The 24989-nt window shown below is 45.9% G+C and carries 19 protein-coding genes and 3 tRNA genes; 3 read left to right on the top strand and 19 right to left on the bottom strand.

The annotated features are described in order from the left end of the window. Nucleotides 1-123: 123 nt before the first annotated feature. From L1076_RS25820 to nsrR, 6 genes are all read right to left on the bottom strand, one after another. Complete coding sequence (locus L1076_RS25820; protein WP_237304729.1) at nucleotides 124-3072, bottom strand: ExeM/NucH family extracellular endonuclease; 2949 nt, start codon at nucleotides 3070-3072, stop codon at nucleotides 124-126. Nucleotides 3073-3539: 467 nt separating this feature from the next. Continuing rightward, the gene (trpS, locus tag L1076_RS25815; RefSeq protein WP_005432761.1) at nucleotides 3540-4577 is read right to left on the bottom strand and encodes a tryptophan--tRNA ligase; all 1038 of its coding nucleotides are present in this window, start codon (nucleotides 4575-4577) and stop codon (nucleotides 3540-3542) included. A gap of 116 nt (nucleotides 4578-4693) precedes the next feature. Then, complete coding sequence (locus L1076_RS25810) at nucleotides 4694-5380, bottom strand: phosphoglycolate phosphatase (RefSeq protein WP_005382834.1); 687 nt, start codon at nucleotides 5378-5380, stop codon at nucleotides 4694-4696. A 123-nt stretch (nucleotides 5381-5503) separates the two neighbouring features. Continuing rightward, the gene (rlmB, locus tag L1076_RS25805; protein ID WP_237304727.1) at nucleotides 5504-6247 is read right to left on the bottom strand and encodes a 23S rRNA (guanosine(2251)-2'-O)-methyltransferase RlmB; all 744 of its coding nucleotides are present in this window, start codon (nucleotides 6245-6247) and stop codon (nucleotides 5504-5506) included. 72 nt (nucleotides 6248-6319) lie between these two features. Then, nucleotides 6320-8806, bottom strand: coding sequence for a ribonuclease R (rnr, locus tag L1076_RS25800; protein WP_237304725.1), 2487 nt, complete (start codon nucleotides 8804-8806; stop codon nucleotides 6320-6322). 117 nt (nucleotides 8807-8923) lie between these two features. Next, nucleotides 8924-9349 (bottom strand): nitric oxide-sensing transcriptional repressor NsrR, encoded by a 426-nt coding sequence (gene nsrR, locus L1076_RS25795; protein WP_038872016.1) that lies wholly within the window; start codon nucleotides 9347-9349, stop codon nucleotides 8924-8926. 111 nt (nucleotides 9350-9460) lie between these two features. Here nsrR and hmpA point away from each other — a divergent pair, with 111 nt between their 5' ends. Then, entirely contained in the window at nucleotides 9461-10645 is a 1185-nt protein-coding gene (gene hmpA, locus L1076_RS25790; protein ID WP_237304723.1) for an NO-inducible flavohemoprotein, read from the top strand. 106 nt (nucleotides 10646-10751) lie between these two features. Here the strand turns inward: hmpA and L1076_RS25785 are convergent, their stop codons facing one another. Both L1076_RS25785 and L1076_RS25780 read right to left on the bottom strand, forming a co-directional pair. After that, nucleotides 10752-11387 carry a tetratricopeptide repeat protein gene (locus L1076_RS25785; protein WP_237304721.1) on the bottom strand — a complete coding sequence of 212 codons (636 nt, stop codon included), beginning with the start codon at nucleotides 11385-11387 and terminating at the stop codon, nucleotides 10752-10754. A 229-nt stretch (nucleotides 11388-11616) separates the two neighbouring features. Further along, a complete protein-coding gene (locus L1076_RS25780; RefSeq protein ID WP_038877261.1) occupies nucleotides 11617-12933 on the bottom strand; it encodes an adenylosuccinate synthase in 1317 nt (438 codons plus the stop codon). Nucleotides 12934-13106: 173 nt separating this feature from the next. Between L1076_RS25780 and L1076_RS25775 the strand changes: the two genes are divergently transcribed. After that, the gene (locus tag L1076_RS25775; RefSeq protein ID WP_038872028.1) at nucleotides 13107-13292 is read left to right on the top strand and encodes a DUF2065 domain-containing protein; all 186 of its coding nucleotides are present in this window, start codon (nucleotides 13107-13109) and stop codon (nucleotides 13290-13292) included. A 73-nt stretch (nucleotides 13293-13365) separates the two neighbouring features. Here L1076_RS25775 and hflC read toward each other — a convergent pair whose 3' ends face one another. The 8 genes from hflC to tsaE all read right to left on the bottom strand — a co-directional run bounded on the left by hflC (nucleotide 13366) and on the right by tsaE (nucleotide 22530). After that, the gene (gene hflC / locus L1076_RS25770) at nucleotides 13366-14346 is read right to left on the bottom strand and encodes a protease modulator HflC (RefSeq protein WP_038872031.1); all 981 of its coding nucleotides are present in this window, start codon (nucleotides 14344-14346) and stop codon (nucleotides 13366-13368) included. A 2-nt stretch (nucleotides 14347-14348) separates the two neighbouring features. Next, complete coding sequence (gene hflK / locus L1076_RS25765) at nucleotides 14349-15554, bottom strand: FtsH protease activity modulator HflK (RefSeq protein ID WP_038872033.1); 1206 nt, start codon at nucleotides 15552-15554, stop codon at nucleotides 14349-14351. A gap of 45 nt (nucleotides 15555-15599) precedes the next feature. Next, nucleotides 15600-16889 carry a ribosome rescue GTPase HflX gene (gene hflX / locus L1076_RS25760; protein WP_038872035.1) on the bottom strand — a complete coding sequence of 430 codons (1290 nt, stop codon included), beginning with the start codon at nucleotides 16887-16889 and terminating at the stop codon, nucleotides 15600-15602. Nucleotides 16890-16927: 38 nt separating this feature from the next. Continuing rightward, the gene (gene hfq / locus L1076_RS25755) at nucleotides 16928-17191 is read right to left on the bottom strand and encodes an RNA chaperone Hfq (protein ID WP_005438329.1); all 264 of its coding nucleotides are present in this window, start codon (nucleotides 17189-17191) and stop codon (nucleotides 16928-16930) included. Between the two features lie 193 nt (nucleotides 17192-17384). Further along, nucleotides 17385-18317 (bottom strand): tRNA (adenosine(37)-N6)-dimethylallyltransferase MiaA, encoded by a 933-nt coding sequence (gene miaA, locus L1076_RS25750; RefSeq protein WP_237304719.1) that lies wholly within the window; start codon nucleotides 18315-18317, stop codon nucleotides 17385-17387. After that, complete coding sequence (gene mutL, locus L1076_RS25745) at nucleotides 18314-20332, bottom strand: DNA mismatch repair endonuclease MutL (protein WP_104035656.1); 2019 nt, start codon at nucleotides 20330-20332, stop codon at nucleotides 18314-18316. The genes miaA and mutL overlap by 4 nt, the downstream gene beginning before the upstream one ends. 18 nt (nucleotides 20333-20350) lie before the next feature. Then, on the bottom strand, nucleotides 20351-22072 hold the full coding sequence (locus tag L1076_RS25740; RefSeq protein ID WP_237304717.1) for a LysM peptidoglycan-binding domain-containing protein: 1722 nt from the start codon (nucleotides 22070-22072) through the stop codon (nucleotides 20351-20353). Next, nucleotides 22066-22530: a tRNA (adenosine(37)-N6)-threonylcarbamoyltransferase complex ATPase subunit type 1 TsaE gene (gene tsaE, locus L1076_RS25735; RefSeq protein ID WP_038872042.1), complete on the bottom strand. Its 465-nt coding sequence runs from the start codon at nucleotides 22528-22530 to the stop codon at nucleotides 22066-22068. The genes L1076_RS25740 and tsaE overlap by 7 nt, the downstream gene beginning before the upstream one ends. Before the next feature lie 297 nt (nucleotides 22531-22827). Here tsaE and queG point away from each other — a divergent pair, with 297 nt between their 5' ends. Then, complete coding sequence (queG, locus tag L1076_RS25730; RefSeq protein ID WP_237304715.1) at nucleotides 22828-23955, top strand: tRNA epoxyqueuosine(34) reductase QueG; 1128 nt, start codon at nucleotides 22828-22830, stop codon at nucleotides 23953-23955. A 606-nt stretch (nucleotides 23956-24561) separates the two neighbouring features. On the opposite strand, the gene L1076_RS25725 is transcribed toward queG, so the two are convergent. From L1076_RS25725 to L1076_RS25715, 3 genes are all read right to left on the bottom strand, one after another. After that, nucleotides 24562-24638, bottom strand: a tRNA-Met gene (locus L1076_RS25725). 34 nt (nucleotides 24639-24672) lie between these two features. Continuing rightward, nucleotides 24673-24748 (bottom strand) — tRNA-Gly (locus tag L1076_RS25720). A 51-nt stretch (nucleotides 24749-24799) separates the two neighbouring features. Beyond that, nucleotides 24800-24875: transfer RNA gene (locus L1076_RS25715), tRNA-Gly, on the bottom strand. Between the last annotated feature and the right edge of the window lie 114 nt (nucleotides 24876-24989).

Here is a 24989-nt window from a genome sequence, read left to right as displayed (position 1 = left end):
CAAGGGCGGTATTTTGCTATACCAAGCAAGAAAGGCAAGTTTTTGCTGAATAAAAAGGCCAGCATAGGCTGGCCTTTGGTCTTTACAGCTATTTAGGAACTGTTTGTCAGGAAATGAATTCGCTTAGCGGCGACGGCGGAATAAGCCTAGACCTAACAGCGCAATTAGCGCGCCAAAGCCAAATGAGCCACCATCATCATCGTCTGATGGGTTAGTGCTCGACGGCTCTAACGTAACATCGCGAGAATCACTGAACTTAACGGTGTTGCCCGTCGAATCTGTCACTTTCTCTTCTAGTACGTACTGGCCTTCTGTTGGAGCTTTGTCGAATTCCACACTGACACTGCGAGCATCAATGTCCGCTTGTGTCAAAGTTGCACTCGCTTCGTAGCCATCAGCATCAGAGGTTGACGACGCCGCTTGAGTTGCTTCCATTAGGCTTACCGTCACGATATCACCAACAACTGCGTTTGGTGGCAGACGAACTTCCACCGCTAGGTTTTCACCTGAGCTTGGTAGAACGATGTCTGTATCCGGGAAATCAATCGCGATGATCACTGGATCGTGGTCAGATGCCGAGAACGCATCTTTGTACTTCGGCATATCACCGGTGTACTTGCTGCTGTATTCGAACAAGTTACTTTCTAGTGAGTTAATGTGCCAATCTTCAATCGCCACCACTTTTTGTGCCAAGCTGTTGCTCGCCAACGCGTGGTCTAGGTTACCTAGCTCACCAGAGTAGGTGTATGAGAAGGTGTCTGCGCCGTGAAGTACCGTGTTCAGGTTATGGTAACCGTAACCTTTTTCAATTTTGGTCTTCTCTACTTGAAGCTCACCACCACCAATGGTTGTGTAAGCAGCAGTGTAGATATCACGGCCGTATTTCTCTTTCGAGTAATCAGTCAGTGTAAGCAGAGGATCTTCCATGCCGTAGGCGTTTAGGTCACCCATTACTAGCACGTCACCTTCAATGCCTTTCAGAGCGTCACCCACAACGTTGGCTGCAGAAACACGGAAGTTGTTACAGTTGCCTTGCAGATCCGCCGGCTCAGAGTCTTCTACACCCGCAATCCATTCTTCAATACATTCAGAGCCTTTCGATTTGAAGTGGTTAACCACAACAGATAGATCTTTACCGGTCTCTTTCACTGTAAAGGTTTGTAGCAGGCTATGACGCTGGTATTTGTCGTAAGCCGGGTTGCCTTCTGCACCGTCATTACGCGTAATGGTGTTTTCTTCGATGTGCTGCTCTGGTGTCACAATCACTTTCGCAACTTCTTTTGGCGTCACTTCGTTTGCACGGTATAGGATCGCCACCATGATCGCATCACTACCAAAGTATTCGTCTTGGTATTTGTCTTGATCCGCGATTTCAACGTAAGTGTAATGATCTTCTGTGTCTTCGATTTCAGCATTCAATGCATCCACCAAGTTCTTCACCGCACTGCTGTCACCAAAGCCGTTGTTTTCGACTTCCATTAAGCCAATGATGTCAGCGTCCATCTTATTCATCGCCGCAACGATTTTCGCTTGTTGGATCAGGAACTCATCGAGGTTTTCTGCCCCACGGTTTTGTCCGGTTGGGTTTTCATGACCGCTGTCAGCCACAGAGTTGAAGTAGTTCAGTACGTTAAAGCTCGCGATACGCAAATCTGAATCCGCAATCGCTGGCGCATCTTTACGAGCCACGTCGAAGTCTTCACCTGAAGTCACGAAGTTGGTGTTATCGACTTCATTGGTCGCAATCAGGCGGTATTCGTTGTAGCTGTAAGCCACCACGCCTTGTAGACCTTCTACTCGCGAACCAAGACGAATGTGCTGTTCAGAAGAGCCATCTTGGTCTGCATCTTTCGCAAAGTCAGGGTAGTAAGGAATTTGGCCGTTTGGTGCTTTGCCATCAGATTCTAGGTATACGCGGTTCGCTGCGTTGTCTTTTGCTAGCTCAACAGCTGCATCACTCTCTGCTGCGTGTAATTGAGTCGGCTTAAACAATGGCGCTTCATGAGACAACATCATGTTGTTACGACGTGAATCGTAGTCGTAAGAGAAGTTACGAGTCACAAACAACTCGCTTGCTGATTTCAGTTCAACTTGCATGCCTTCATGACGCTCTAGCGCATCACGTAGTGTCTCACCTTCTTTGATAACAAGATCGGTAACTCGAGGAATATCCGATGTGCCGGTTTTCACATAACTGTTAGCATCAGAAGCTAGCTGAGTATTGCTATAATACTCTTGAACTTTACCTTTCACACAAACAACATCGCCTGATTTTAGATTGGTATCCGCGGCATCGGTATGAATGAACAAGCCTTCTGAAGTCTTGTCGTTGTTGTCGCTTTCTAACGCTTGCAGGTAGAAACCTTTGGTTAGGCCAGTAGTAACAGCAGTCACGACACCAGTTACGAAATGATCTTCGTCAGTAATGTATGGATAACCATCAATAAATGGTGACGAATCGCCTTCACCTTGAATATCTTGAATGGTGGTGAAGTTAGGTTGCTGACCGTCTACTTCACAAGCGAATGGTGCTGGTGGCTCCGTCGCATTTAGCTCACCAAGACCGTCAATGTTGTCTTTCTCAAATGCCGTCCAATGAGATGCATCATAAGTAGCAGAAGGGGTTAGTGCATCACTGTTACGAACCAATGTGGTATCTTTACCAAAATCTACGTCACCCATCACACCGATGATGTCATGCACTTCGCCATCTTTAAGCAGTGCGATCGGGTCGTCACCGTTAAAGTTCGCAACGCTTTTATCTGTGATATCCGCGACAGCTTTGATGGCATCGCTCGCGTCACCATGAGCCAGTACATACACTTGGTTAGCTTGTAACGTCACTTGGCTAAGGTCGAGTGTGCTCCCCCAAGTACCGCCACCGTTTGATGATTTCGCTAGCTCGTAACCGGTTAGCGTTACCGCTGCATCGCCCGTGTTCGCGATTTCTACGGCTTTGTTGTATGAGCCACCTTCAACATATTGGGAAAGGATAATTTCTGCGTTAGCATTGGCACTAAGCGCGCTGGCAATCGTCAGTGCAAGTAAAGAGGGTTTGATTAACGTATCCATTGTCGTACCTGATATTTATTTAAATGCAAACTAAGCCCTGAGCAGAGCCCACCATTTGTGCCTACTATCAGGTTTATTTATGAAATAAATAAGAAACACCAGTAAAAGCCGTGAAATATATCACACGTGAATACGCAAAATTATGCCAGGGCTGCCCATTTAAACAGTTTTTGTAACAAATACAGTAACTAAACCAATAAAGGGCTAGAATTAGACTTATTACCCAGTTTTATATTTCTCAACATGTTATGTGAATATCTGGATATTTATTTTGAATTCACTTGATTCTAGTAACCAAAACTAAACATTAATCAATGCTAATTTAGAATAACAAAACTTATTATTCCCTTCCTTTTTTACCGTGTGAATCAAAATAAGCTTTCTGGCTATTTAAGCTTGTAGCTCTCTAGGCATAAAAAAAGCTCCACCGATGGTGGAGCTCTTAAATTCTGAATGCTCTTTAGCAACTATGGGCGAGCAACAAAACCTACTGCTTCGTACGCTTTCTTCAACGTTTCAGCCGCACGTGCCGATGCTTTCTCAGCACCTTGCTTCATCACTTCGTTCATGTAAGCGCGGTCAGCACGAATGCGATGGTATTCAGCTTGAATAGGCTCAAGCATAGTCACCAACGCTTCACCAACGTCTTTCTTGAATGGACCGTACATTTCAACGCCTTGGTATTTCGCTTCAATCTCTTCAAAGCTCATGCCTGTTGCCGCAGAGTACAGACCCATTAGGTTAGAGATACCCGCCTTGTTGTCCCAATCGTGAGCGATACGCGGTGGTGTTTCTGTGTCAGTTTGCGCTTTGTTGATCTTCTTAATGATCGACTTAGGCTCTTCCAACAGCGTGATAACGTTCTTACGGTTGTCATCAGATTTAGACATCTTCTTCGTTGCGTCTTGAAGGCTCATTACACGCGCGTTTACCGTCGGAATGTAAGGCTCTGGCACTTGGAAGATTGGCTGCTCTGGTGAGTAGATGTTGTTAAAGCGGTTAGCAATATCACGCGCTAGCTCTAGGTGTTGCTTCTGGTCGCTACCTACAGGCACTTGGTGCGCGCCGTAAAGCAGGATGTCTGCCGCCATCAGTACTGGGTAGTCAAACAGACCCACGTTTACATCACCAAACTGGCTTGAGCTGTCGTTTGAGTAACGTGCAGATTTGTCTTTAAACTGCGTCATTCGACCCAGTTCACCCATTTGAGTGTAACAGTTAAGAAGCCAACCAAGTTGAGCATGCTCTGGTACGTGTGACTGAACAAATAGCGTGCTCTTCTTCGGGTCAACACCAACTGCCAGACAGATCGCCAGTGCGTCTAGAGTCGCTTCATGCAGCGCTTTAGGGTCCTGACGAACCGTAATAGCGTGAAGGTCTACCACACAGTATTGGCAATCATAATCGTCTTGCATCTGCTGCCATTGACGTAGAGCACCCAAGTAGTTACCGATACTTAGTTCACCTGAAGGTTGAACACCACTCAATACAATGGGTTTGCTCATTAGAATGATTCCTTTGACTTCTTAATCTAATTAAATGAAAAAAACCGTGCAGTAATAGGTGCACGGTTTACTCAGTGTACTCATTAACGAGTATTTTGGAAGCTCTTTTGTAGCCGTTATGCAGAAACCGCTACAACGTCCAATAATTCTGCCAAACTGTCAGCGACGAAATCTGGATTTGATGCAGAAATAGGTTCACCGTGGTTGTAACCATATGTCAGACCAAATGAGGCGCAACCTGCGTTCTTCGCTGCAAGAATGTCGTTTTTCGAGTCGCCAACCATCAGCATTTCACTAGGTTGGATTTGGTGCTTTTCCATCAGCCAGTTCAGTGCTACTGGGTTTGGTTTTTTCTCTGGGAATGCATCACCGCCAAGAACATCAACGAAGTATTTTGCGATGTCGTGCTTTTCCAAAACGTCAGGCACAAACTTTGAAGGTTTGTTGGTCACCAACGCCATAACAAAGCCCGCTTTGTGCAGCTCTGCTAGTGTCTCTTTTACCGTTGGGTAAAGGTGACTTAGCTTGTGACCGCTTTGCTCGTAGTAATCATCAAACAGTACACGCGCTTTTGCACGAAGCTCTTCACTCAACTCTGGGTTGATGGTCAGGCTTTGGCTTAGTGAGCGTCCAATCAGCACGTCTGCGCCGTTACCAACATAGTCACGAACTTGTTCTTCTGAAACAGATGGAAAACCAAGTGCTTGAACGGCTTGGTCTGCCGCAACCGCTAGATCCGGCACGCTATCAAGCAAAGTACCGTCTAGGTCAAAGGCAATGAATTTAATGTCTTGTTGAGTCATAACTTCCCTGAAGATTTTTATTTATAAATCGGTGAAAACGACAAAGGATGGCACCCCATCCTTTGTTTTTATCATTTTGTCTGACTTTGCAGTAACTGTTTGTTTATTAAAATGGTTTAGCAATTACTTTGCAGCAATACGCTGACGAACCGCTTCAAACAAACAAATACCTGATGCCACAGATACGTTCAAACTAGAAACGCTGCCAGCCATTGGGATCTTAATCAAATCGTCACAGGTTTCGCGAGTTAGACGACGCATACCGTCACCTTCTGCACCCATTACGATAGCAAGAGGGCCAGTCAGTTTCGCTTGGTAGATATCGTGCGTTGCTTCGCCTGCTGTACCAACAAACCAGAAGCCTTGCTCTTGCAGTGTACGCATAGTACGAGCCAAGTTGGTCACTCGGATCAATGGCACGACTTCTGCTGCGCCACAAGCAACCTTGCTTACGGTGGCATTCATCGGTGCAGAGCGATCTTTCGGTACGATGATCGCCGCCGCGCCGGCTGCATCAGCATTACGAAGACATGCGCCTAGGTTGTGTGGATCCGTCACGCCATCCAATACCAACAGCAGCGGTGATTCATGCTGCGCTAGGATGCCATCAATGTCGTTTTCATTAAGCTGTTTCGCAGCTTTAACACGCGCAATGATGCCTTGGTGGTTAGCACCGTGTGCTTTGTCATCTAGCGTTTTACGAGTCATTTGTTGAATCGAAACACCACAAACCTGAAGGTCATTCAGGATTGGCATTAGACGATCGTCTTGGCGGCCTTTTAGGACGTATGCTTCGATAAAACGCTCTGGTTCGCGTTCTAATACCGCTTTCACTGCGTGAATGCCGTAAATAAATTCGTTACTCATTGTTTAACCTGTTGTTCTGGTCGTCTTGCCCTCGCCAATCTACTCCTGTTCGGACTAGATTGGCGCTTCAGCCTACTCAGCGTCGCTCTTAGTACGCTTAGTCTTTCTCGGCTTACTGTGTGGCTTTTTCTTGCGTGCTTTCTTCGGCTTTTTCGTACCTTCAGCGTCACCGCGTTTCGCGCTACCTTTGCGAGCACTGCCTGCTTCCGCAGGTTCTGGGTGCTTGGTCGGTTCAATCATCGGCTTCGCGCGAGTACCGCCTTTGGTTGCCGCACGTTTTTTCTCTTTTGCTTTGCGTTTGGCATCTGCTGCGCGTTTCTTCGCAGTCTTACCTTTGCCGCGTAGCTTACGGCTTGTTTCGATTAATTCAAAGTCAATTTGCTTGTCATTTAAGTTGACCGCAAGCACTTTCACTTTCACCGCATCGCCTAGGCGATAGATGTTACCGAAGCTTTCACCGATAAGTCTTTGACCAATCGGATCAAATTGGTAGTAGTCGTTCGCTAGCGTTGAAATGTGCACCAAACCATCGATGTGCAGCTCAGTCAGACGAACAAAGAAACCAAAGCTGGTCACGTTGGCAATAACACCATCCAGCTCGTCGCCAACATGGTCTTGCATGTATTCACACTTCAACCAATCAGCCACTTCACGAGTTGCGTCGTCTGCACGGCGCTCTGTCATCGAACATTGCTCACCGTAGAAGTCCATGTCGTCAAACGAGTAGTGGTAACCACCCGTTGGGGTCCAACGATCTTGATTGCGACCTTCTTCTTTGGCAATCAGATATTTGATTGCGCGGTGCAGCAGCAGGTCTGGGTAACGACGAATTGGCGACGTGAAGTGCGCGTAACGCTTCAGCGCCAAACCAAAGTGGCCGGCATTGTCCGCGTTGTATACTGCTTGCTTCATTGAGCGCAACAGCATGGTTTGAATCAGCTCTTTGTCCTGACGCTCCGCAATCTGTTTTACCAAGTCTGCATAGTCGGTTGGTGATGGTTCAAGACCGCCCTTCAAATCCAAGCCAAGCTCACTTAGGAAATCACGGAAACCCTGCAAGCGCAGTTCACCCGGAGATTCGTGAACACGGTACAATGCTGGCTCTTTTGCCTTCTCGACATAAGACGCTGAGGCGATGTTCGCTAGGATCATACATTCTTCGATGATCTTATGTGCATCGTTACGAATCACAGGCTCGATGGTTTCAATCTTACGATCGGCATTGAAGATGAACTTAGCTTCAACGGTCTCAAATTCAATCGCACCACGGTTGTCACGAGCGTCTTTTAGCACTTTGTACATGCTGTGCAGTTCTTCTAGATGAGGCACTAGGTTGTGGTAGCGCATACGCAGCTCTTCATCACCTTCTAGAATCGCCCCCACTTTGTTGTAAGTCAGACGTGCATGTGAGTTCATCACCGCTTCGTAGTGCTTGTACCCTGACAGCTTACCGGTGTCAGAGATGGTCATTTCACACACCATACACAGACGATCAACTTGTGGGTTAAGTGAACACAAACCGTTTGATAGCACCTCAGGTAACATTGGCACAACTTGCGATGGGAAGTACACCGAGTTACCACGGTTGATGGCTTCTTTGTCCAGCGCAGAGTCTGTACGTACGTAGTAACTTACGTCAGCAATCGCTACCCATAAACGCCAACCACCGCTCTTTTTCTTCTCACAGTACACCGCATCATCAAAGTCACGAGCGTCTTCACCATCGATGGTCACCAACGGTAACTCACGTAAGTCAACTCGACCCACTTTTGCTTCTTCTGGGACTTCTTCGCCTAGATTTTCAATTTGTTTATCGACAGCCGCTGGCCAATCGTGAGGAATTTGGTGAGTACGAATCGCGATTTGCGTTTCCATACCCGGAGCCATGTTTTCACCCAGCACTTCAACCACTTTACCCATCATGCCACGCGAACGAGAACCACGGTCAGTGATCTCAATCACCACCACGTTACCCATACGAGCACCTGCTTTGTGCTCATTTGGGATTAGAATATCTTGGCTGATACGCGAGTCATCAGGCACAACGTAAGAGTAGCCGTACTCTAGGAAGAAACGACCAACGATCTGCGTGTTACGCTCTTCTAAAACACGTACTAAACGCCCTTCACGGCGACCGCGCTTGCTGTTATCCGTCGGTTGAACCAAAACGAAATCACCATGAATGATGTGTTTCATTTGGTGATGAGGCAGCACAATGTCATTATCCTTGCCGACACTGCCTTCAGGACGCACCCAACCATGACCATCTTTATGGCCAATTACGTAACCTTTTACCATCTCGAGTTTTTCTGGTAGCGCGTAGCACTGACGACGCGTAAACACGAGCTGGCCATCACGCTCCATCGCGCGCAGTCGACGGCGTAAACCTTCGTATTGATCTTCACCTTTTAGCTTAAGCGCTTCAAACAAATCGTTGCGATTCATTGGGACGCCAGCTTGCTGCAGAAACTCAGTGATGAACTCTCGACTTGGAATTGGGTTTTCGTAATTTTTGGATTCACGATCTGCGAATGGATCGTTTGGAATATTGTCTGACATAGGCGTGCCTATCTAGCAAGGAAGGTATAGAGCTAGTATATCCGAGTCTCTTGATAAGCTACAGAATTGCTTTGAAAAAAGAATGATCTTGAAAGGATGAGAGAGACACACGTAAAACTAAGGACGTGTAAGCAGGATCAGCAGCTCTGAGTTGTCGCGAAGCAGTTCATCAATAGTGCAACCGTCTAATTCAGCTAAGAAAGCCAATTTCGCTTTTGCTAGCTTCTCTTTTAGACGACATGCTGGCGTAATGTGACAAAACTCGACATCACAATTTACCAAATCTAATGGCTCTAGATCGCGTACCACACCACCGACAGTAATTTCTTTTGCCGGCTTCATCAAACGAATGCCGCCGTTTTTACCACGCACCGTATGTACATAACCTAACTGACCCAGACGGTTGATCACCTTCACCATATGGTTACGTGAGACACCAAATAAATCAGTTACTTCGGTAATATTTGTAAGCTCATCTTTGGGCAAAGAAGCCAAGTAAATCAGGGTTCTTAACGCGTAATCGGTAAAGCTAGTTAACTGCATGTTGCTATCCTCTCTAGAAGCAAAAGTGTAATTCTTTTCTTGATCGAAAGATACATTTGAGATACAACTTTAAACATGCATTACAAATACAACTTTAAATAGGAAGCCATTATGCTCAGCAACCAAACCATTGATATCGTGAAAGCAACCGCACCACTTCTTGCAGAAACTGGCCCGAAGTTGACTGCGCACTTTTATGACCGCATGTTCACCCATAATCCTGAGTTGAAAGACATTTTCAACATGAGTAACCAGCGTAATGGTGACCAACGTGAAGCTCTATTTAATGCTATCTGTGCTTATGCAAGCAATATCGACAACCTACCAGCCCTACTTGGTGCAGTAGAAAAAATCGCCCACAAACACACCAGTTTTATGATCACTAAAGATCAGTACCAAATCGTTGGTACGCACTTACTGGCTACCATTGATGAGCTGTTTTCTCCTGGTCAAGAAGTGATTGACGCATGGGCAGAAGCCTACGGCGTGCTAGCAAACGTGTTCATTCAACGTGAAGAACAAATCTACCAAGAAAATGCAGCACTTCAAGGTGGCTGGCGTGGTCTGCGTGAGTTTGAACTGGTTGGTAAACAACTTGAAAGCGAGAACATTTGTAGCTTCGTCTTCAAACCGGTCGATGGTGAAAAGGTTTCTGAGTACAAACCGGGCCAATATCTTGGTATCTACATCAACAGTGATAAGTTCGAAAACCAAGAGATTCGCCAGTACAGCCTATCTTCTGCGGTACAAGAAAACACTTACCGTATCTCGGTAAAACGTGAAGACGGCGGCAAGGTATCGAATTTCCTGCATGACGATCTCAACATCGGCGATAAAGTGCAGCTAGCCGCACCTGCGGGTGACTTCTTTATGGACGTAGAAGCAAGTTCACCCGTTGTTTTGGTTTCCGCTGGTGTCGGTCTAACGCCAACACTTTCAATGCTTGAGAGCCTTGCTGAACACAAAGCACCTGTAACTTGGGTACACGCAGCAGAAAACGGCCAACAACACGCATTCAAACATCATGTGAATCAAATTGTTGGCGCAAAAGAGAATATGAACTCGCTGGTTTGGTACAACCAACCAACGGCAGAAGATAAGTTGGGTGAAGACTTTCATTTCACCGGCTTTGTAAACCTACACGAAATTGAAGCAGCAGTGAAACAAGACAACGTTCAAGTTTACTTCTGCGGCCCTGTTGGTTTTATGCAGCACGTAGCGAAACAACTGCTTGAACTTGGTGTTCCGCAAGAGCAATTCCACTATGAATGCTTCGGTCCACACAAAGTCGTTTAATCGCTAACGATTACGTTTAGGGAAAAACAACAAAGCCCACATGATGTGGGCTTTGTTGTTTTTATTGGCAGAGTGTTATGAAGCTACTGGTGTTTTAAGAGTACATCTACCAGAAAGTATCGCGACGCTTGGCTCGCGCAATGATGTTTTGCGGCATACGTTGCTCTAAACCATTTCTTAGCACCGCAATACGCTTATGTTTTCTCTGATCTGCCGTGACTGAGTTGTATAACCAACGGTAAGCATCTTCGTAATCCAGTGGGCTACCGTAATCACGTAACAATAACTCAGCAAGATGAATACGCGCATTAAGGTTCCCCATTGCCGCCGCTTCTCGCAGGTATGGGATTGCACGCTCTTTATCTTGTTGAACTAAGGTACCACGAGAGTAGTAGCGCCCAAGCTGCTCTAATGCAGCAGGTAAACCTTGGTGTGCAGCGTTTTCCATATAGTAGAGACCAAGTTCAACATCTTGCTCTACACAAACGCCCCACGCCAGCATGTCGCCGTAGAGAAACTCATACGACGGTAAATTAATTCTTGTGGCACGTGCAACAATATCTTCCACCAACTGGCAGTTATCCGCACGCACGCGTTCTAAATGCTTATTTTGTTCAATAAGCTTAATTAACTCTGCTTCGGTATAGATGGGAACTGGTGCCCCCACATCGGCAACATCTGCCCTGACCGACGTTGCACTCAGCATCAATAACAGTGAAGCAGCCACTGTTCGTAACTTCATAAATGTACTCTTTAAGGATTCTGAGAAATCAAAGATCGGTGAAGGATCTCCTCTGCTTGATAACCTTATCGGCAAACGTCAGTTAAGCTTTAGACAATTTTTGCCTCTTGTTTAAGCTTAACGGCAACAATTTGCCATATCGAGTTTATTTTTCCGTCAGTGCAGCCAAGTTACAGATACAAAAAAGCCGACTCGAAAGTCGGCTTTTATAATCTCTAACGAGTATCGATTAAGATTCGAATGGGTGAACCTTGATGATAGTTTCGTTACGATCTGGACCTGTTGAAACGATGTCTACAGGCACGCCAGTTAGCTCTTCAATACGCTTGATGTAGTCTAGAGCTGCTTGTGGTAGCGCGTCGATTGACTTAGCACCAAATGTGTTCTCAGACCAACCAGGCATTGTTTCGTAGATTGGTGTCGCTTGCTCAAATGACTCAGCTGCCATTGGAGAAACTTCTAGGATAGAGCCATCTTTCATCTTGTAACCAGTACAGATTTTTAGCTCTTCTAGGCCATCTAGAACGTCTAGTTTAGTTAGACAGAAGCCAGAGATAGAGTTGATTTGGATTGCGCGACGCATCGCAACAGCATCGAACCAACCAGTACGGCGTAGACGACCAGTTGTTGCACCGAACTCATGACCAACTTCACCTAGATGCTTACCAACAGGATCTTGCTTGTCTAGACCGTCGTATAGCTCAGTCGGGAATGGACCAGAGCCAACACGAGTACAGTAAGCTTTAGTGATACCAAGGATGTAACCGATATGACGAGGACCGAAACCAGAACCTGCAGCAACACCACCAGCAGTCGTGTTAGAAGAAGTTACGTAAGGGTAAGTACCGTGGTCGATATCTAGCAGTGTACCTTGCGCACCTTCGAACATGATCTTGTCGCCGCGCTTACGTGCTGCGTCTAGTTCGTCAGTTACGTCGATAACCATTGAAGTTAGTAGCTCAGCGTAGCCTTTAGCTTGCTCAAGTACTTCTTCATAGCTTACTGGTTCAGCTTTGTAGAAATGCTCTAGTTGGAAGTTATGGAATTCCATTACTTCTTTTAGTTTCTCAGCGAACGCTTCCATATCGAATAGGTCGCCAACGCGTAGACCGCGACGAGCAACTTTATCTTCGTATGCTGGACCGATACCACGACCTGTTGTACCAATAGCTTTTTTACCGCGAGCGATTTCGCGAGCTTGGTCCATTGCAACGTGGTAAGGAAGAATTAGAGGACATGCTTCAGAAATGAAAAGACGCTCGCGTACTGGAATGCCGCGCTCTTCAAGAGGTTTCATTTCTTTAATTAGAGCTTCAGGCGATAGCACTACACCGTTACCGATAACGCATTTTACGTTATCGCGAAGGATACCTGATGGAATTAAGTGAAGAACGGTTTTTTCACCGTCAATTACAAGTGTATGACCTGCATTGTGACCGCCTTGGTAGCGTACCACGTATTTTGCATCTTCAGTTAAAAGGTCTACAATTTTACCTTTACCTTCGTCACCCCATTGGGTGCCTAGAACGACTACGTTATTTCCCATCTTTCCAAGTCTGATTGCTAGTTAAAAATGGATTCTAGCACCGAATCCCCCTTCTTGCAGTCATTTTTGTTCACAGAGTTGATACTAGAATGCAAACATCACCGATGTTGTTCATTTCGAAATCACTACATCACTGATAATATTTACCTTTCTTAAATCCACAAGGAATCGCAATGTCTGAGTCTATTTGGCTGGCTATCGGGCTGGTTTTGATTGTAGAAGGAATTGGACCACTGATTGCCCCAAACGGTTGGCGTAACATGGTGGCTCAGTTGAGTGACCAACCAGATAACCAGTTGCGTCGGATTGGTGGTTGTCTGGTCGTCGCCGGAGCGGTCATCGCGATAATGATGAGTTAAGCCGCCAGCGCTTATTTTCCAGCAGATATAAAAAAGGCTCCATATAGGAGCCTTCTGTCGTTTAGCAATTCGCTTATTCAGCTTTTGCGCCTTTCGCGTTATTCATGTACTGGAAGAACTCACTCTTCGGATCAAGTACAAGAATGTCATTCTTAGAGCTGAACGATTTCTCGTAAGCTTTTAGAGAACGAAGGAAGCTGAAGAACTCAGGATCTTTGTTGTAAGCATTCGCATAGATCTTCGCAGCTTCTGCATCCGCCTCACCTCGTGTTACACGAGCTGTTTTGTCTGCTTCTGCAAGAATTGTTGCCACTTCAAGCTCGGCTTGTGCACGGATAACTTCGGCTTTCTCACGACCTTGAGAACGGTGCTTACGAGCTACCGACTCACGTTCTGCACGCATACGACGGTAGATTGATTCACTGATCTCATCTGGTAGGTTGATCTTCTTCATACGGAAGTCAACGATGCGAACACCCAAATCTTTCATTGCGCTGTCGCGTGTGTCTTTCAACACTTCAGACATGATTAGGTCACGTTCACCATCGATTTCCAATGCTTCACGAGCTGCTTCAGTACTTACTTCCTCGCTGGTTGCGTCTTCTGGAAGTACGTCGTTGTTACGTGGACCAGATACGATTTGCTTGATTTCACGAGCACCGATTTCTGCACGTAGTACGTCCGTTACCTTACGCTCAAGAAGCGCCTCGGCAGTCAGCGTATTGCCGCCACCTGTTGCTAGGTAGTAACGACCGAAATCTTCGATACGCCACTTCACGTAGGTATCAATGATTACGTCTTTTTTCTCAGACGTTACGAAACGGTCAGCACGGCCATCCATTGTTTGGATACGCGCATCTAGTGTTTTCACGCGGTCAAACAAAGGCATTTTGAAGTGCAGGCCCGGCTCGTAAATACGAGTGATGTCGTTGTTGTCTTTTAAGACACGACCAAATCGAACCACAATACCGCGGTCACCTTCAGGAATCACGAACAGTGACATCAGCATTAATGCCAGAGCGATTACCAGTACAGGGATCATTAACTTACGCATTCTTAGTATCTCCCTTGACGTGTACCCGTTGAACGAGACTGCGTGTTCGAAGTGTCTTCTTGAGTACGCTCAGATTCAAGTTGAATGTGGTCGTATGTTGAAGTCGATTTCGATTTACGTTTAGAGTCTGATTGACCATCTTGGCCTGCCAATTTATCAATTGGAAGGTAAAGAAGGTTGCCGCTGGATTCAGAGTCAATCAGCACTTTCGATGTGCTTGAGTAAACTTCTTCCATTGCGTCAATGTACAGACGATCTCGAGTTACGCCAGGAGCCGCTAGGTATTCAGGCAGTAGTTTTTCAAACTGAGCCACTTGACCAAGCGCTTCGTTCGTCACACGCTCGTTGTAACCTTGTGCTTCTTTCTTCAAACGCTCTGCTCGACCTGTTGCCTTCGGCAAGATTTCGTTTTTGTAAGCTTCTGCTTCACGGATGAAACGCTCTTCATCCTCACGTGCCGCAATTGCATCATCGAACGCATCTTTCACTTGCTCTGGTGGACGTGCAGACTGGAAGTTCACATCTACAATCACGATGCCCATATCGTAGCTATCGATGATTTGATTCAGTGTTTCTTGCGTTGTTTGACGGATTTGCTGACGACCACTGGTTAGGATGCTATCCATCAGTGAGTCACCAATTACTGCACGCAGAGCTGAGTCGGTTGCTTGACGCAAACTGTCATCAGCATTCGTTACGCGGTATAGATATTTGTATGGGTCAGCAACACGGTATTGAACGTCCATCGCTACTGTTACTACGTTTTCATCTTTAGTCAGCATTAGACCTGATGCACGTAGTGAACGAATCGCTTGTACGTTAACCGCTTCGTATTCATCAATGAAACGAGGACGCCAGTTCAGACCTGGGTCTACGATACGGTCGTATTTACCTAAACGCAGTACGACACCGCGCTCTGCTTCACCGATGGTGTAAAAGCCAGCGAAGAACCATACTGCAATCGCGATAACTGCAATGACACCAAAGCCAATCGCACTACCACCACCGCCGATAGGTGAACCACCGCCGCCGCCTTTTTTACCAAATTTGCCACCCAGCTTTTGACTCAGTTTGCTGAACACTTCATCTAAATCTGGCGGACCTTGATCTCGGCCACCAGGACGCTGGCCACCACGATTATTATTACCCCAAGGGTCATTATCGCGGCCATTGTTGCCGTTGTTATTTCCAGGCTCATTCCACGCCATTAGAAAGCTCCATCATTTGATATGACGTTATACTGTAGCAGTCCTTTAAGTGACTATAAAGTCGACTAAAACTGCCCCTTCTCTTTTTTCAAGTCTAGACCAATCTACCTGTTGCATTCGAATATCGATCAACAAGTTACCTTCCTGGTCATATTCCTCACGTTGAATACACTTCATTTGGAAGAATGTACTACGGAATCGTCCTTGATACTGTGGAGGAATTCGCAACTGATGCTCAACCATTTGCGACGCCAAACGTTCTGTCAGCGCATCAAATAGGAGATCAATGCCCAATCCATCCATCGCAGAAACCCAGACCGCTCGAGGCACGCCTTCCTCATCACGTTCAATACGAGGATTTTGCTCTTCTAGATTGTCAATCTTGTTCATTACTACGAGCGTCGGCACTTCATGTGCGTCGATCTCTTCTAATACTTCATGAACAGCTTGAATATTCTCACGAAAACGCTCGTCACTGGCATCAACAACATGTAACAAAATGTCAGCTTCTTGCGTTTCCTGCAAGGTTGCTTTGAAGGCAGCAACCAAATCATGTGGTAAATGTCGGATAAATCCAACGGTATCTGCAAGAATTGCAGGCCCCACATCGTCTAACTCTATCTTACGTAAAGTTGGGTCAAGAGTAGCAAATAATTGATCTGCCGCGTAAACGCCAGCTTCTGTAATGCGGTTGAAGAGTGTCGACTTACCCGCGTTGGTGTAACCCACAAGAGAAATCGTTGGGATTTCTGCTCGATTTCGGGCGCGGCGCCCTTGTTCACGCTGCTTCGCAACTTTTTCGAGACGGCGAAGGATAGCTTTAATTCTGTCACGCAATAATCGACGGTCAGTCTCTAACTGAGTTTCCCCCGGCCCACGTAGACCGATGCCGCCTTTCTGCCTTTCAAGGTGCGTCCAACCACGAATCAAACGAGTAGAAATATGACGAAGTTGGGCTAGCTCTACTTGCAGCTTACCTTCGTGTGTTCGTGCTCGTTGAGCAAAGATATCGAGGATGAGACCAGTGCGGTCGAGGACTCGACATTTGCACAGTGCTTCGAGGTTACGTTCTTGGGCAGGAGAGAGGGAGTGATTAAAAATCACAATTTCAGCACCAGTTAATTGTACCGCAGTAGCAATTTCTTGTGCCTTACCCTCTCCGACATAGTATTTCGGGTGTGGGGATTGACGACTGCCAGTTACAACTTGCAGTGCCTCTACCCCAGCGGAAGAAACCAGCATTTCAAACTCAGCCAGATCTTCCCATTCACCTTCTTGCGTGAAGTTGATATGAACAAGTACGGCTCGCTCACCGGATTCATAACGGTCAAACAAGCAATCAACTCCTTATTTTAGCAATACTAAATGAAGAATTAATCTTCAGATTTCTCTTGTGGACGATCACCTTGAGGACGATCACCACTGTGGTGGCTCACTGGACGAGCCGGAACAACGGTAGAGATTGCGTGCTTGTACACCATTTGATTTACAGTGTTTTTCAGCAGGATCACGAATTGATCGAAAGATTCGATCTGACCTTGTAGTTTAATACCGTTCACAAGGTAGATAGATACCGGGATACGCTCACGACGTAGCGCATTTAGGAATGGGTCTTGTAGAGATTGCCCCTTAGCCATTTTATTTTCCTTATTTAATTTGTAGTTGTAATTATTTAGCTAGTGGTGCAATGCAAAAGGTACTGCTTTTTGCATCTGAGCTAAACGAATCAAAATGCACCCTAAGTAATTAGCAGCATAGTATAAAAACCGCCAATAACAGATCCTTTGAGAGTGCGATCACGCAAAAACGATCACATTATACACAGCTATCTCAATCAGATGCTATTGCTTCTGACATGGTTTCGAGTGCTTGTTCAATGTTGTCGCTATCCAACCAAGTTAAATCATTCCAGCTGCGTAACCAGGTGATTTGACGCTTGGCCAATTGACGAGTTGCACATACGCCACGAAAAACAGCTTCATCACGAGTGCACTCCCCGTCTAAATACTCCCACATCTGTCTGTAACCAACACAACGTATTGATGGAAGATCAGGGTGAAGATCGTCACGCGCATACAACGCTTTCATTTCTTCTTCAAAACCTGCTTCCATCATCTTCTCGAAGCGCAGCTCAATTCGACGGTGAAGTTCTGCCCTGTCCATGGGAGCTATTGCAAACTGTTTGACTCGATAAGGTAAGCTATCACCTTTAGTTTGAGTCAACTCAGTAAGAGTTTTACCTGAAATGCGGAAAACTTCCAACGCCCTCGATAAACGCTGAGGATCGTTTGGATGGATTCTCGCAGCTGATACAGGATCAATCTCTTTCAGCTCATCGTGCAACACTGACCAACCTTTAGTCAATGCTTCTTGCTCAATTTGCTGACGAATTTCAGGATTTGCAGCAGGAAGAGGTGATAGGCCATCAAGTAATGCTTTGTAATACAGCATGGTACCGCCGACTAAGAGCGGAATTTTCCCTTCTGCAACAATGTCATCCATTGCTTGTAGGGCATCACGACGAAAGTCTGCCGCTGAGTAAGATTCACTAGGATCTAAGATATCAATAAGACGATGCGGTGCTAGGCTCAGTTCGCGTTCATCAGGTTTAGCCGTACCAATATTCATGCCCTTGTAGATCAATGCGGAATCGACGCTAATGATCTCAACCGGATATTTTTGGCGTAGGCGAATGGCGAGCTCTGTTTTACCTGATGCAGTTGGTCCCATCAAAAAGAGGGCCAAAGGTAGTTTGTCTGTCATGGCTTTAATTTGGCAATCGAGGCAGAGAAATCAACAGCAGACACAAAATGGGTGTCTTCCAATGGCAATTGACCATGTCTTAGCTGTTCAAGTTCCGCAATAATTTGAATGGCTTCAGAGAGAGTATAGTGGCTCTTAACCGTTGTGACTTGCAACGCAAGCCAATCAATCAGCTCAGATAACAGCGACGCCGTTGCCATCTCTCCCGTCAAGCGAGTTTGCGCGTAAGATAACAGATCTGGTATCAGATTTTGTAAGTTTTGTTGGCGCAACGGGGCCGGTACTCCCATGACCATCAACGCTTTATCATTTCGTGATTTTAGCTGGATACCAAGCTGAGCAAAATCTTGCTGATAATCTTGTGCTAATTGAACCAAGCTCGATTCCAACTTGATCGATAATGGTACCAGTAACGGTTGAGCTTTTAACGCTCCGTCACTTGGTGTGAGCTGACCTTTGGTCCGATAAAACTCCGCTCTTGGCAACGCGACCAAAGCTGCGCCACTGTCGCTGCTCATCAACACATACTGTTCGTCCACCACGGCTAAAGCTTTGCTAAGTGCCGTAACGGGAGAGAGTTCTGTCTCTGTTGATACGCTTACCGCCTCTCCGATCGTTTCAGTTTGAGGCTCAAAGTCTGGCGTTTGAAGCAATTCATGATAAGCACGCACTTCTTGTTTACTTGGCGCAGGCTCTGCATGACGTTGCTCTCTGTTAGAACTTGGTTTAGGTGCAGGTTTTGATTCAACCCAATCTGTTCGTCTGAAAGAATCCGCCGGACGTGCTTCTCGCACAGAAGAATCACTTGGTGCCCTATCGCGAGGTTTCGCTTCATAGTCTGAACGCCCCGGATAAGCTGGAGTGTTATCAATCGCTTGATAGACATGCTCTGGCACAGGAGAATTCACAGGCTCTGGTGCACTGACTGGTTCTTGATTTTCCGTGCTTGCCTCAAAAAATTCAACAGGGTCGGCATGGTGGAACGCGGATTCGTTGACGTGAGGTTTATCAATCACCGAGCTTTGCGCAAGCGCATCTGCCAAAGCTTGATAGATAAAGTCATGCACTAAGCGGGCTTGATGGAAACGCACTTCATGCTTGGCTGGATGCACGTTAACATCCACTTGATGCGGGTCCAGTTCAATAAACAACACATACGCAGCAAACTGATCTGGCTTAAGGCTGGTTTCATAGCTTTGGCGAATCGCATGATTGATCAACTTGTCACGCATCATTCGTCCATTCACATAACAGTACTGCAAATCGCTTTGCTGTCTTGCTCCCTCCGGCGTCGTGATCCAGCCGTGAAGCTTCAACCCTTGATGCTCCAGTTCAATACGCAGCATATTACGCACAAAGGCGTTACCACATACCGCCGCAATACGCTTTTCAGTTTGCTGTTGGTTCTTTGCCGCGCGGTATTGACGGATCATTTTGCCGTTGTGGCGTACGTTGATGGTAACGTCAAAGCGGCTCAGTGCGATACGCTTCAAAAGCTCATCAATGTGTGCGAATTCCGTCTTTTCAGTTCTAAGGAATTTGCGACGTGCCGGCGTATTGAAAAATAGGTCTAATACTTCAACCGAGGTGCCTATCGGATGTGCAGTCGGTTGGAGCTTAACTTGCATATCTCGACCTTCAGAGTAAGCACTCCACGCTTGTTCTTGTGCTGCTGGGCGAGAAGTCATGGTAAGGCGCGAGACCGAGCTGATACTCGCTAACGCCTCACCACGGAAACCCAGACTCATGATGGCTTCAAGATCGTCCAATGTGTGGATCTTAGAGGTGGCATGACGACTGAGCGCCAGACCTAACTCATCTTTAACAATCCCTTTGCCGTTATCGCGCACGCGAATTAGCTTGGCGCCACCTTTTTCGATATCGATATCGATTCGAGTCGCGCCAGAGTCGAGACTGTTTTCTACCAGTTCTTTCACGACAGAAGCGGGTCTTTCAACCACTTCTCCTGCCGCGATTTGGTTTGCCAACCGAGCTGGCAAAATCTTAATGGTCATGATGAGTTATAAGCTCACTTATTTGTTTGGAATGATCAGTACCTGTCCTACGGCAAGCTCGTCAGAACGCAGGTTGTTTGCTTTACGAATGCTTGAGACGCTAACGCCATACTTCGATGCAATCTTACCTAGGTATTCACCACGAGCAACTTTGTGCTTGCGGATTGGCTTGTCTTTCACTGCGACAGTGATCTTCAGCTTCTGACCGACCCAAACCGTGTCTGATTTCAGATTATTTTCACGACGAATATCGGCAATCTTCACTTTGTAATGACTGGCGATCTTACCGAGGAACTCACCTGATTTAACCGTGTGTGTGATTGTCTCAGTTTCCACCGTATTAGGTTTATTTGGAATCGAGATAGAAACCGCACCAGAGCCCGGAATCTTCAACTTCTGACCGACCGCCAAACCACTAGATTTAAGTTTATTCGCACTCATGATGGCTTTGGTCGACGTTCCGTATTTTTGCGCAATCACAGATAAAGACTCACCTCGTTTTACCGTGTGAACAGCAGACTTCGATGAAGAAGAGAACACCGTACCTTCTGGTGGATTATCTTTTAAGTACTGAACAACGGCTCTAGTGATCGCACGCGCTAACTTGTCTTGGTGAGCACGTTGGAACAATAACTTCTCTTCCGTTGGGTTCGAGATAAAGCCGGTTTCAACCAGTACTGAAGGGATCTGTGGAGAGCGTAAAACCGCAAGACTGGTATTGATTGGTTTTGAGTTATGCAAACGAGCGACTTTGCCCATTTCCCCCAAAATACTCGTCGCCAACTTGTAACCTTCTTTCTGAGAATGGCTGAACTGAAGGTCTAACAAGGTCTGGTTAACATTGCGGTCATTGGTGTTACTGACAAACGCAGTACCAGAGCCACCTAGGATCTCAGACTGTTTCTCGTGGTTTTCAACCCAACGAGAAATTTCTGTGTTTGCTCGGCGTGTATTCAAAACGAAGACAGAGCCACCGCGTGGTTTTGGTGAAGTAAAGGCATCCGCGTGAATTGATATCAACAGATGAGCATCATTTTCACGTGCAATCGCAACACGACGGTTCAAGTTAACGAAGTAATCTCCGGTACGCGTCATGCGAGTTTTGATACCCGGAACGGCATTGAGTTGCGCCGACAGTTTACGAGAAATACTCAGTACCGCGTCTTTTTCGTATTTACGACGAGATGGGCCAATAGAGCCAGGATCTTCACCGCCATGACCAGGGTCGATCACAATCAAAATTTCTTGAGCGCGCTGTACCGTGCTCATGTCTTTGTTGGTCGTTGTTGGCTTATTTGGCTTAGCCGCTGGTGTCGCTGTCTTTTTGCCATGTGGCAGGTCAATGACGAGACGATGACCATATTGACCACCCGGCGTCGGGCTGAGCGTAAACAACTCGGCTTTAACACCTTTTTTCAACTCAAACACCAAACGGTAAGTGTTTTTATTAGGCGGAGAGCTTTTGCGCACTCGCTTCAACACTGGACTATCCGTCACAGTGACAGGCAACTTCGCTTGCATTGATGTGTTTTTGAGATCCACAACAAGGCGATCCGGCCCAGATAGAGAGAAATAGGAATAGTCAGCTTCCGCGCTTAAATCGATGACGACACGAGTCTCATCAGGTGAAGGCCATACTCGGAAACTTTTAACAACGTTAGCAAACGCTAAATTGGGGATGATAAGGAGAAGAGTGGCAACTAACGCTGCCACCGCTCTAAATTTTGAAAGACTCAACATAGCTCCAATTGACTGAGTAACTGCACACCATATTCATTATTCGCCGTTAATTCGGCTACACGCTGCTCGCCTTGGTAACGAATGTCCACATCAAGATCTGGCTGTGGCAGCAATCCTTGCCCTTTTTCTGGCCATTCAACTAAGCAAATCGCATCATCAGTGAAATAATCGCGAATCCCCATGAACTCAAGTTCTTCAGGATCCGCAAGACGATAAAGGTCAAAGTGATAAACTTGCCACTTATCCAACTGATAAGGTTCAACCAAAGTATAGGTTGGACTTTTTACATTGCCTTGATGACCAAGAGCACGGACAAAACCACGACTAAATGTTGTTTTACCCGCACCCAGATCCCCGTGTAGATAAATAGTGGTTTGTTGAGAACAAAGCTGAGCCAATGCGGTACCAAGTGCTACCGTTTCATGCTCATCTTTAAGATTAAATTGTTTCGTGCTCATTGATGTATCTCTAACTAATGATCGTTGACTATATAAAAATCAAAAGAACAGGAATAGTAAACTGTGTTGGTTTTGAGAGACAAGCTCTCAAATGTCATATATGCGAAAAAAGTAGTCAAAAAGACAAATCCTAATTCCCTGATTCTATTGAATGCATAAACAGATTTGGTCACATCAAAGTCAACAGTCGATGACTTTGTTTCAAAATCTATTTCTCGACTTTATGTCTAGACTTTCTGGTAGCACCAATGAGTAAGATCCGGTAAGATCCGCCCCCCTTTATCTCGGTGATAAAACATGAACTTCGAACAACTCGCTCAACAAATCAAAATTTGGGGTAAAGAGCTCGGCTTTCAGAAAGTCGGTATCTGCGATGTTGATCTTAGTGAACATGAGGCGGCTCTGCAAAAATGGCTTGATGCTGGCTATCACGGTTCAATGGATTGGATGGCTCGTCATGGCATGATGCGCGCAAGACCAGATGAACTTTTGCCGGGAACCGTACGCGTAATAAGCGTACGCATGAACTACCTACCTCCGGAAGCCCACTTCGCCTCCAACTTAGCTAACAAGAATCACGCATACATTAGTCGTTATGCGCTTGGACGCGATTATCACAAGCTAGTAAGAAAGCAACTGAATAAGCTTGGCAAGCTTATCGAGCAAAAAGTAGGACAGTATGGCTACCGTCCATTTGTCGATTCTGCTCCTATCTTAGAAAGACCTCTTGCTCAGAAAGCGGGGCTAGGCTGGACAGGCAAACATTCACTTATCTTAGATAAAGACTGTGGATCTTGGTTCTTTCTTGGCGAATTGCTGATTGACCTGCCATTGCCAGTAGATGAACCAAGCGTCGATCAATGTGACAAATGTAAAGCATGCATTACTTCCTGCCCGACTCAAGCAATCGTTGAGGATAAGGTGGTGGATGCGCGTCGCTGTATCTCTTATCTCACCATCGAATTTGATGGTGTGATTCCTGAAGAGTTCCGTAAGCCAATAGGCAACCGCATTTATGGTTGCGATGACTGCCAATTAGTCTGCCCTTGGAATCGATACGCAGAACTAACGGAACAAGAAGACTTTCATCGCCGAGATAGCTTTGAAGAGCCTGATTTACTGACAATGTTTCATTGGGATGAAGCGACCTTCCTTAAACAAATGGAGGGATCGGCGATTCGTCGAATTGGTCATGTTCAATGGCTGCGTAATATTTCTGTCGCACTTGGCAATGCAGAATATAGTCAACAAATCATTGAAGCACTGGAAAACAGACGTGGCGAAAGTGAATTGCTTGATGAACATATCGAATGGGCATTGACGCAACAAATTAATCAGCTTCCGACCAATGAGTCCGACTCGGTAGAAACGAAGAAAAAGCGGTTAATCCGGATTGTCGAAAAAGGCCTACCAAGAGACGCATAAATGCGTAGCTCATATGCAAGAGATTGAAAACATTTTTTGCCCGATCAATTCATGACCTTGTTCTCAATTCTGTAATGTGGAAAAAAATAAGAGTATTGAGAGAAAATAGGTTATAGAAAAAAGTTAAACACAACCTAAAGAAATGATTAGGATCAAAAAAACACAAAGTAATGATCCAAATTTAACGCACCCGATCCGCAATAAAAGCACCTTTTACCATATATAACAACAACTTAAGCGTTTAATAAAAAGTTTAGCCGCTGTCAGATTTGGAAAAGATCTTTCTTTACAACCTTTAAACCCCAAGCAGAAAACACTTTATCAACCAACTTATCCACAGAACGATATATGTGGATAACTCTGTTAATTAAAGATGTGAAAACGCCCCGAACACCAGAATATTCATTGGTCAGCCGTCTCGTCTCATGTTTAAAACACAAACGAAATCGTCCGACATCATTCGATGCGGATTAGAGTTTTATTTTTCAGGGATTGATGCTTCTCAGCATTATGAAAAGAGCGATGTGGCTGGATGTAACCTCTATTGCAAATAGAGTTACATTCATCGATGGTTTGAGTTAGTGACTAAAACTATCGCTTGAAAATTGGTTGCGGGAGCCGGATTTGAACCGACGACCTTCGGGTTATGAGCCCGACGAGCTACCAAGCTGCTCCATCCCGCGTCCGTATATTATCGATTAATACGATAATAGAAACTGGAGCGACACACGAGGTTCGAACTCGTGACCTCAACCTTGGCAAGGTTGCGCTCTACCAACTGAGCTAGTGTCGCAATGTCACTGTTAAGCACAATGAGGGCTTATTCCACATTTCAAAAAGAAAGTGGAGCGACACACGAGGTTCGAACTCGTGACCTCAACCTTGGCAAGGTTGCGCTCTACCAACTGAGCTAGTGTCGCAATGTCATTGTTAAGCACAATGAGGGCTTATTCCACATTTCAGAAAGAAAGTGGAGCGACACACGAGGTTCGAACTCGTGACCTCAACCTTGGCAAGGTTGCGCTCTACCAACT

It is taken from the genome of Vibrio sp. MMG023, assembly GCF_021654215.1.
Classification (GTDB): domain Bacteria; phylum Pseudomonadota; class Gammaproteobacteria; order Enterobacterales; family Vibrionaceae; genus Vibrio; species Vibrio jasicida.
The sequence above is the reverse complement of the archived record's forward strand: the minus strand, read 5'-3'. Positions and strand labels throughout refer to the sequence as shown.

What these genes read in the sequence shown, in the direction of transcription:
- L1076_RS25775 (WP_038872028.1), top strand. Translation starts at nt 13,107, where the DNA reads ATGTCTGAGTCTATTTGGCTGGCTATCGGGCTGGTTTTGATTGTAGAA.
- L1076_RS25820 (WP_237304729.1), bottom strand. Translation starts at nt 3,072, where the DNA reads ATGGATACGTTAATCAAACCCTCTTTACTTGCACTGACGATTGCCAGC.
- miaA (WP_237304719.1), bottom strand. Translation starts at nt 18,317, where the DNA reads ATGACAGACAAACTACCTTTGGCCCTCTTTTTGATGGGACCAACTGCA.
- rnr (WP_237304725.1), bottom strand. Translation starts at nt 8,806, where the DNA reads ATGTCAGACAATATTCCAAACGATCCATTCGCAGATCGTGAATCCAAA.
- hflC (WP_038872031.1), bottom strand. Translation starts at nt 14,346, where the DNA reads ATGCGTAAGTTAATGATCCCTGTACTGGTAATCGCTCTGGCATTAATG.
- hflK (WP_038872033.1), bottom strand. Translation starts at nt 15,554, where the DNA reads ATGGCGTGGAATGAGCCTGGAAATAACAACGGCAACAATGGCCGCGAT.
- hmpA (WP_237304723.1), top strand. Translation starts at nt 9,461, where the DNA reads ATGCTCAGCAACCAAACCATTGATATCGTGAAAGCAACCGCACCACTT.
- L1076_RS25780 (WP_038877261.1), bottom strand. Translation starts at nt 12,933, where the DNA reads ATGGGAAATAACGTAGTCGTTCTAGGCACCCAATGGGGTGACGAAGGT.
- trpS (WP_005432761.1), bottom strand. Translation starts at nt 4,577, where the DNA reads ATGAGCAAACCCATTGTATTGAGTGGTGTTCAACCTTCAGGTGAACTA.
- tsaE (WP_038872042.1), bottom strand. Translation starts at nt 22,530, where the DNA reads ATGAGCACGAAACAATTTAATCTTAAAGATGAGCATGAAACGGTAGCA.
- rlmB (WP_237304727.1), bottom strand. Translation starts at nt 6,247, where the DNA reads ATGAGTAACGAATTTATTTACGGCATTCACGCAGTGAAAGCGGTATTA.
- L1076_RS25785 (WP_237304721.1), bottom strand. Translation starts at nt 11,387, where the DNA reads ATGAAGTTACGAACAGTGGCTGCTTCACTGTTATTGATGCTGAGTGCA.
- L1076_RS25810 (WP_005382834.1), bottom strand. Translation starts at nt 5,380, where the DNA reads ATGACTCAACAAGACATTAAATTCATTGCCTTTGACCTAGACGGTACT.
- nsrR (WP_038872016.1), bottom strand. Translation starts at nt 9,349, where the DNA reads ATGCAGTTAACTAGCTTTACCGATTACGCGTTAAGAACCCTGATTTAC.
- L1076_RS25740 (WP_237304717.1), bottom strand. Translation starts at nt 22,072, where the DNA reads ATGTTGAGTCTTTCAAAATTTAGAGCGGTGGCAGCGTTAGTTGCCACT.
- hfq (WP_005438329.1), bottom strand. Translation starts at nt 17,191, where the DNA reads ATGGCTAAGGGGCAATCTCTACAAGACCCATTCCTAAATGCGCTACGT.
- queG (WP_237304715.1), top strand. Translation starts at nt 22,828, where the DNA reads ATGAACTTCGAACAACTCGCTCAACAAATCAAAATTTGGGGTAAAGAG.
- mutL (WP_104035656.1), bottom strand. Translation starts at nt 20,332, where the DNA reads ATGACCATTAAGATTTTGCCAGCTCGGTTGGCAAACCAAATCGCGGCA.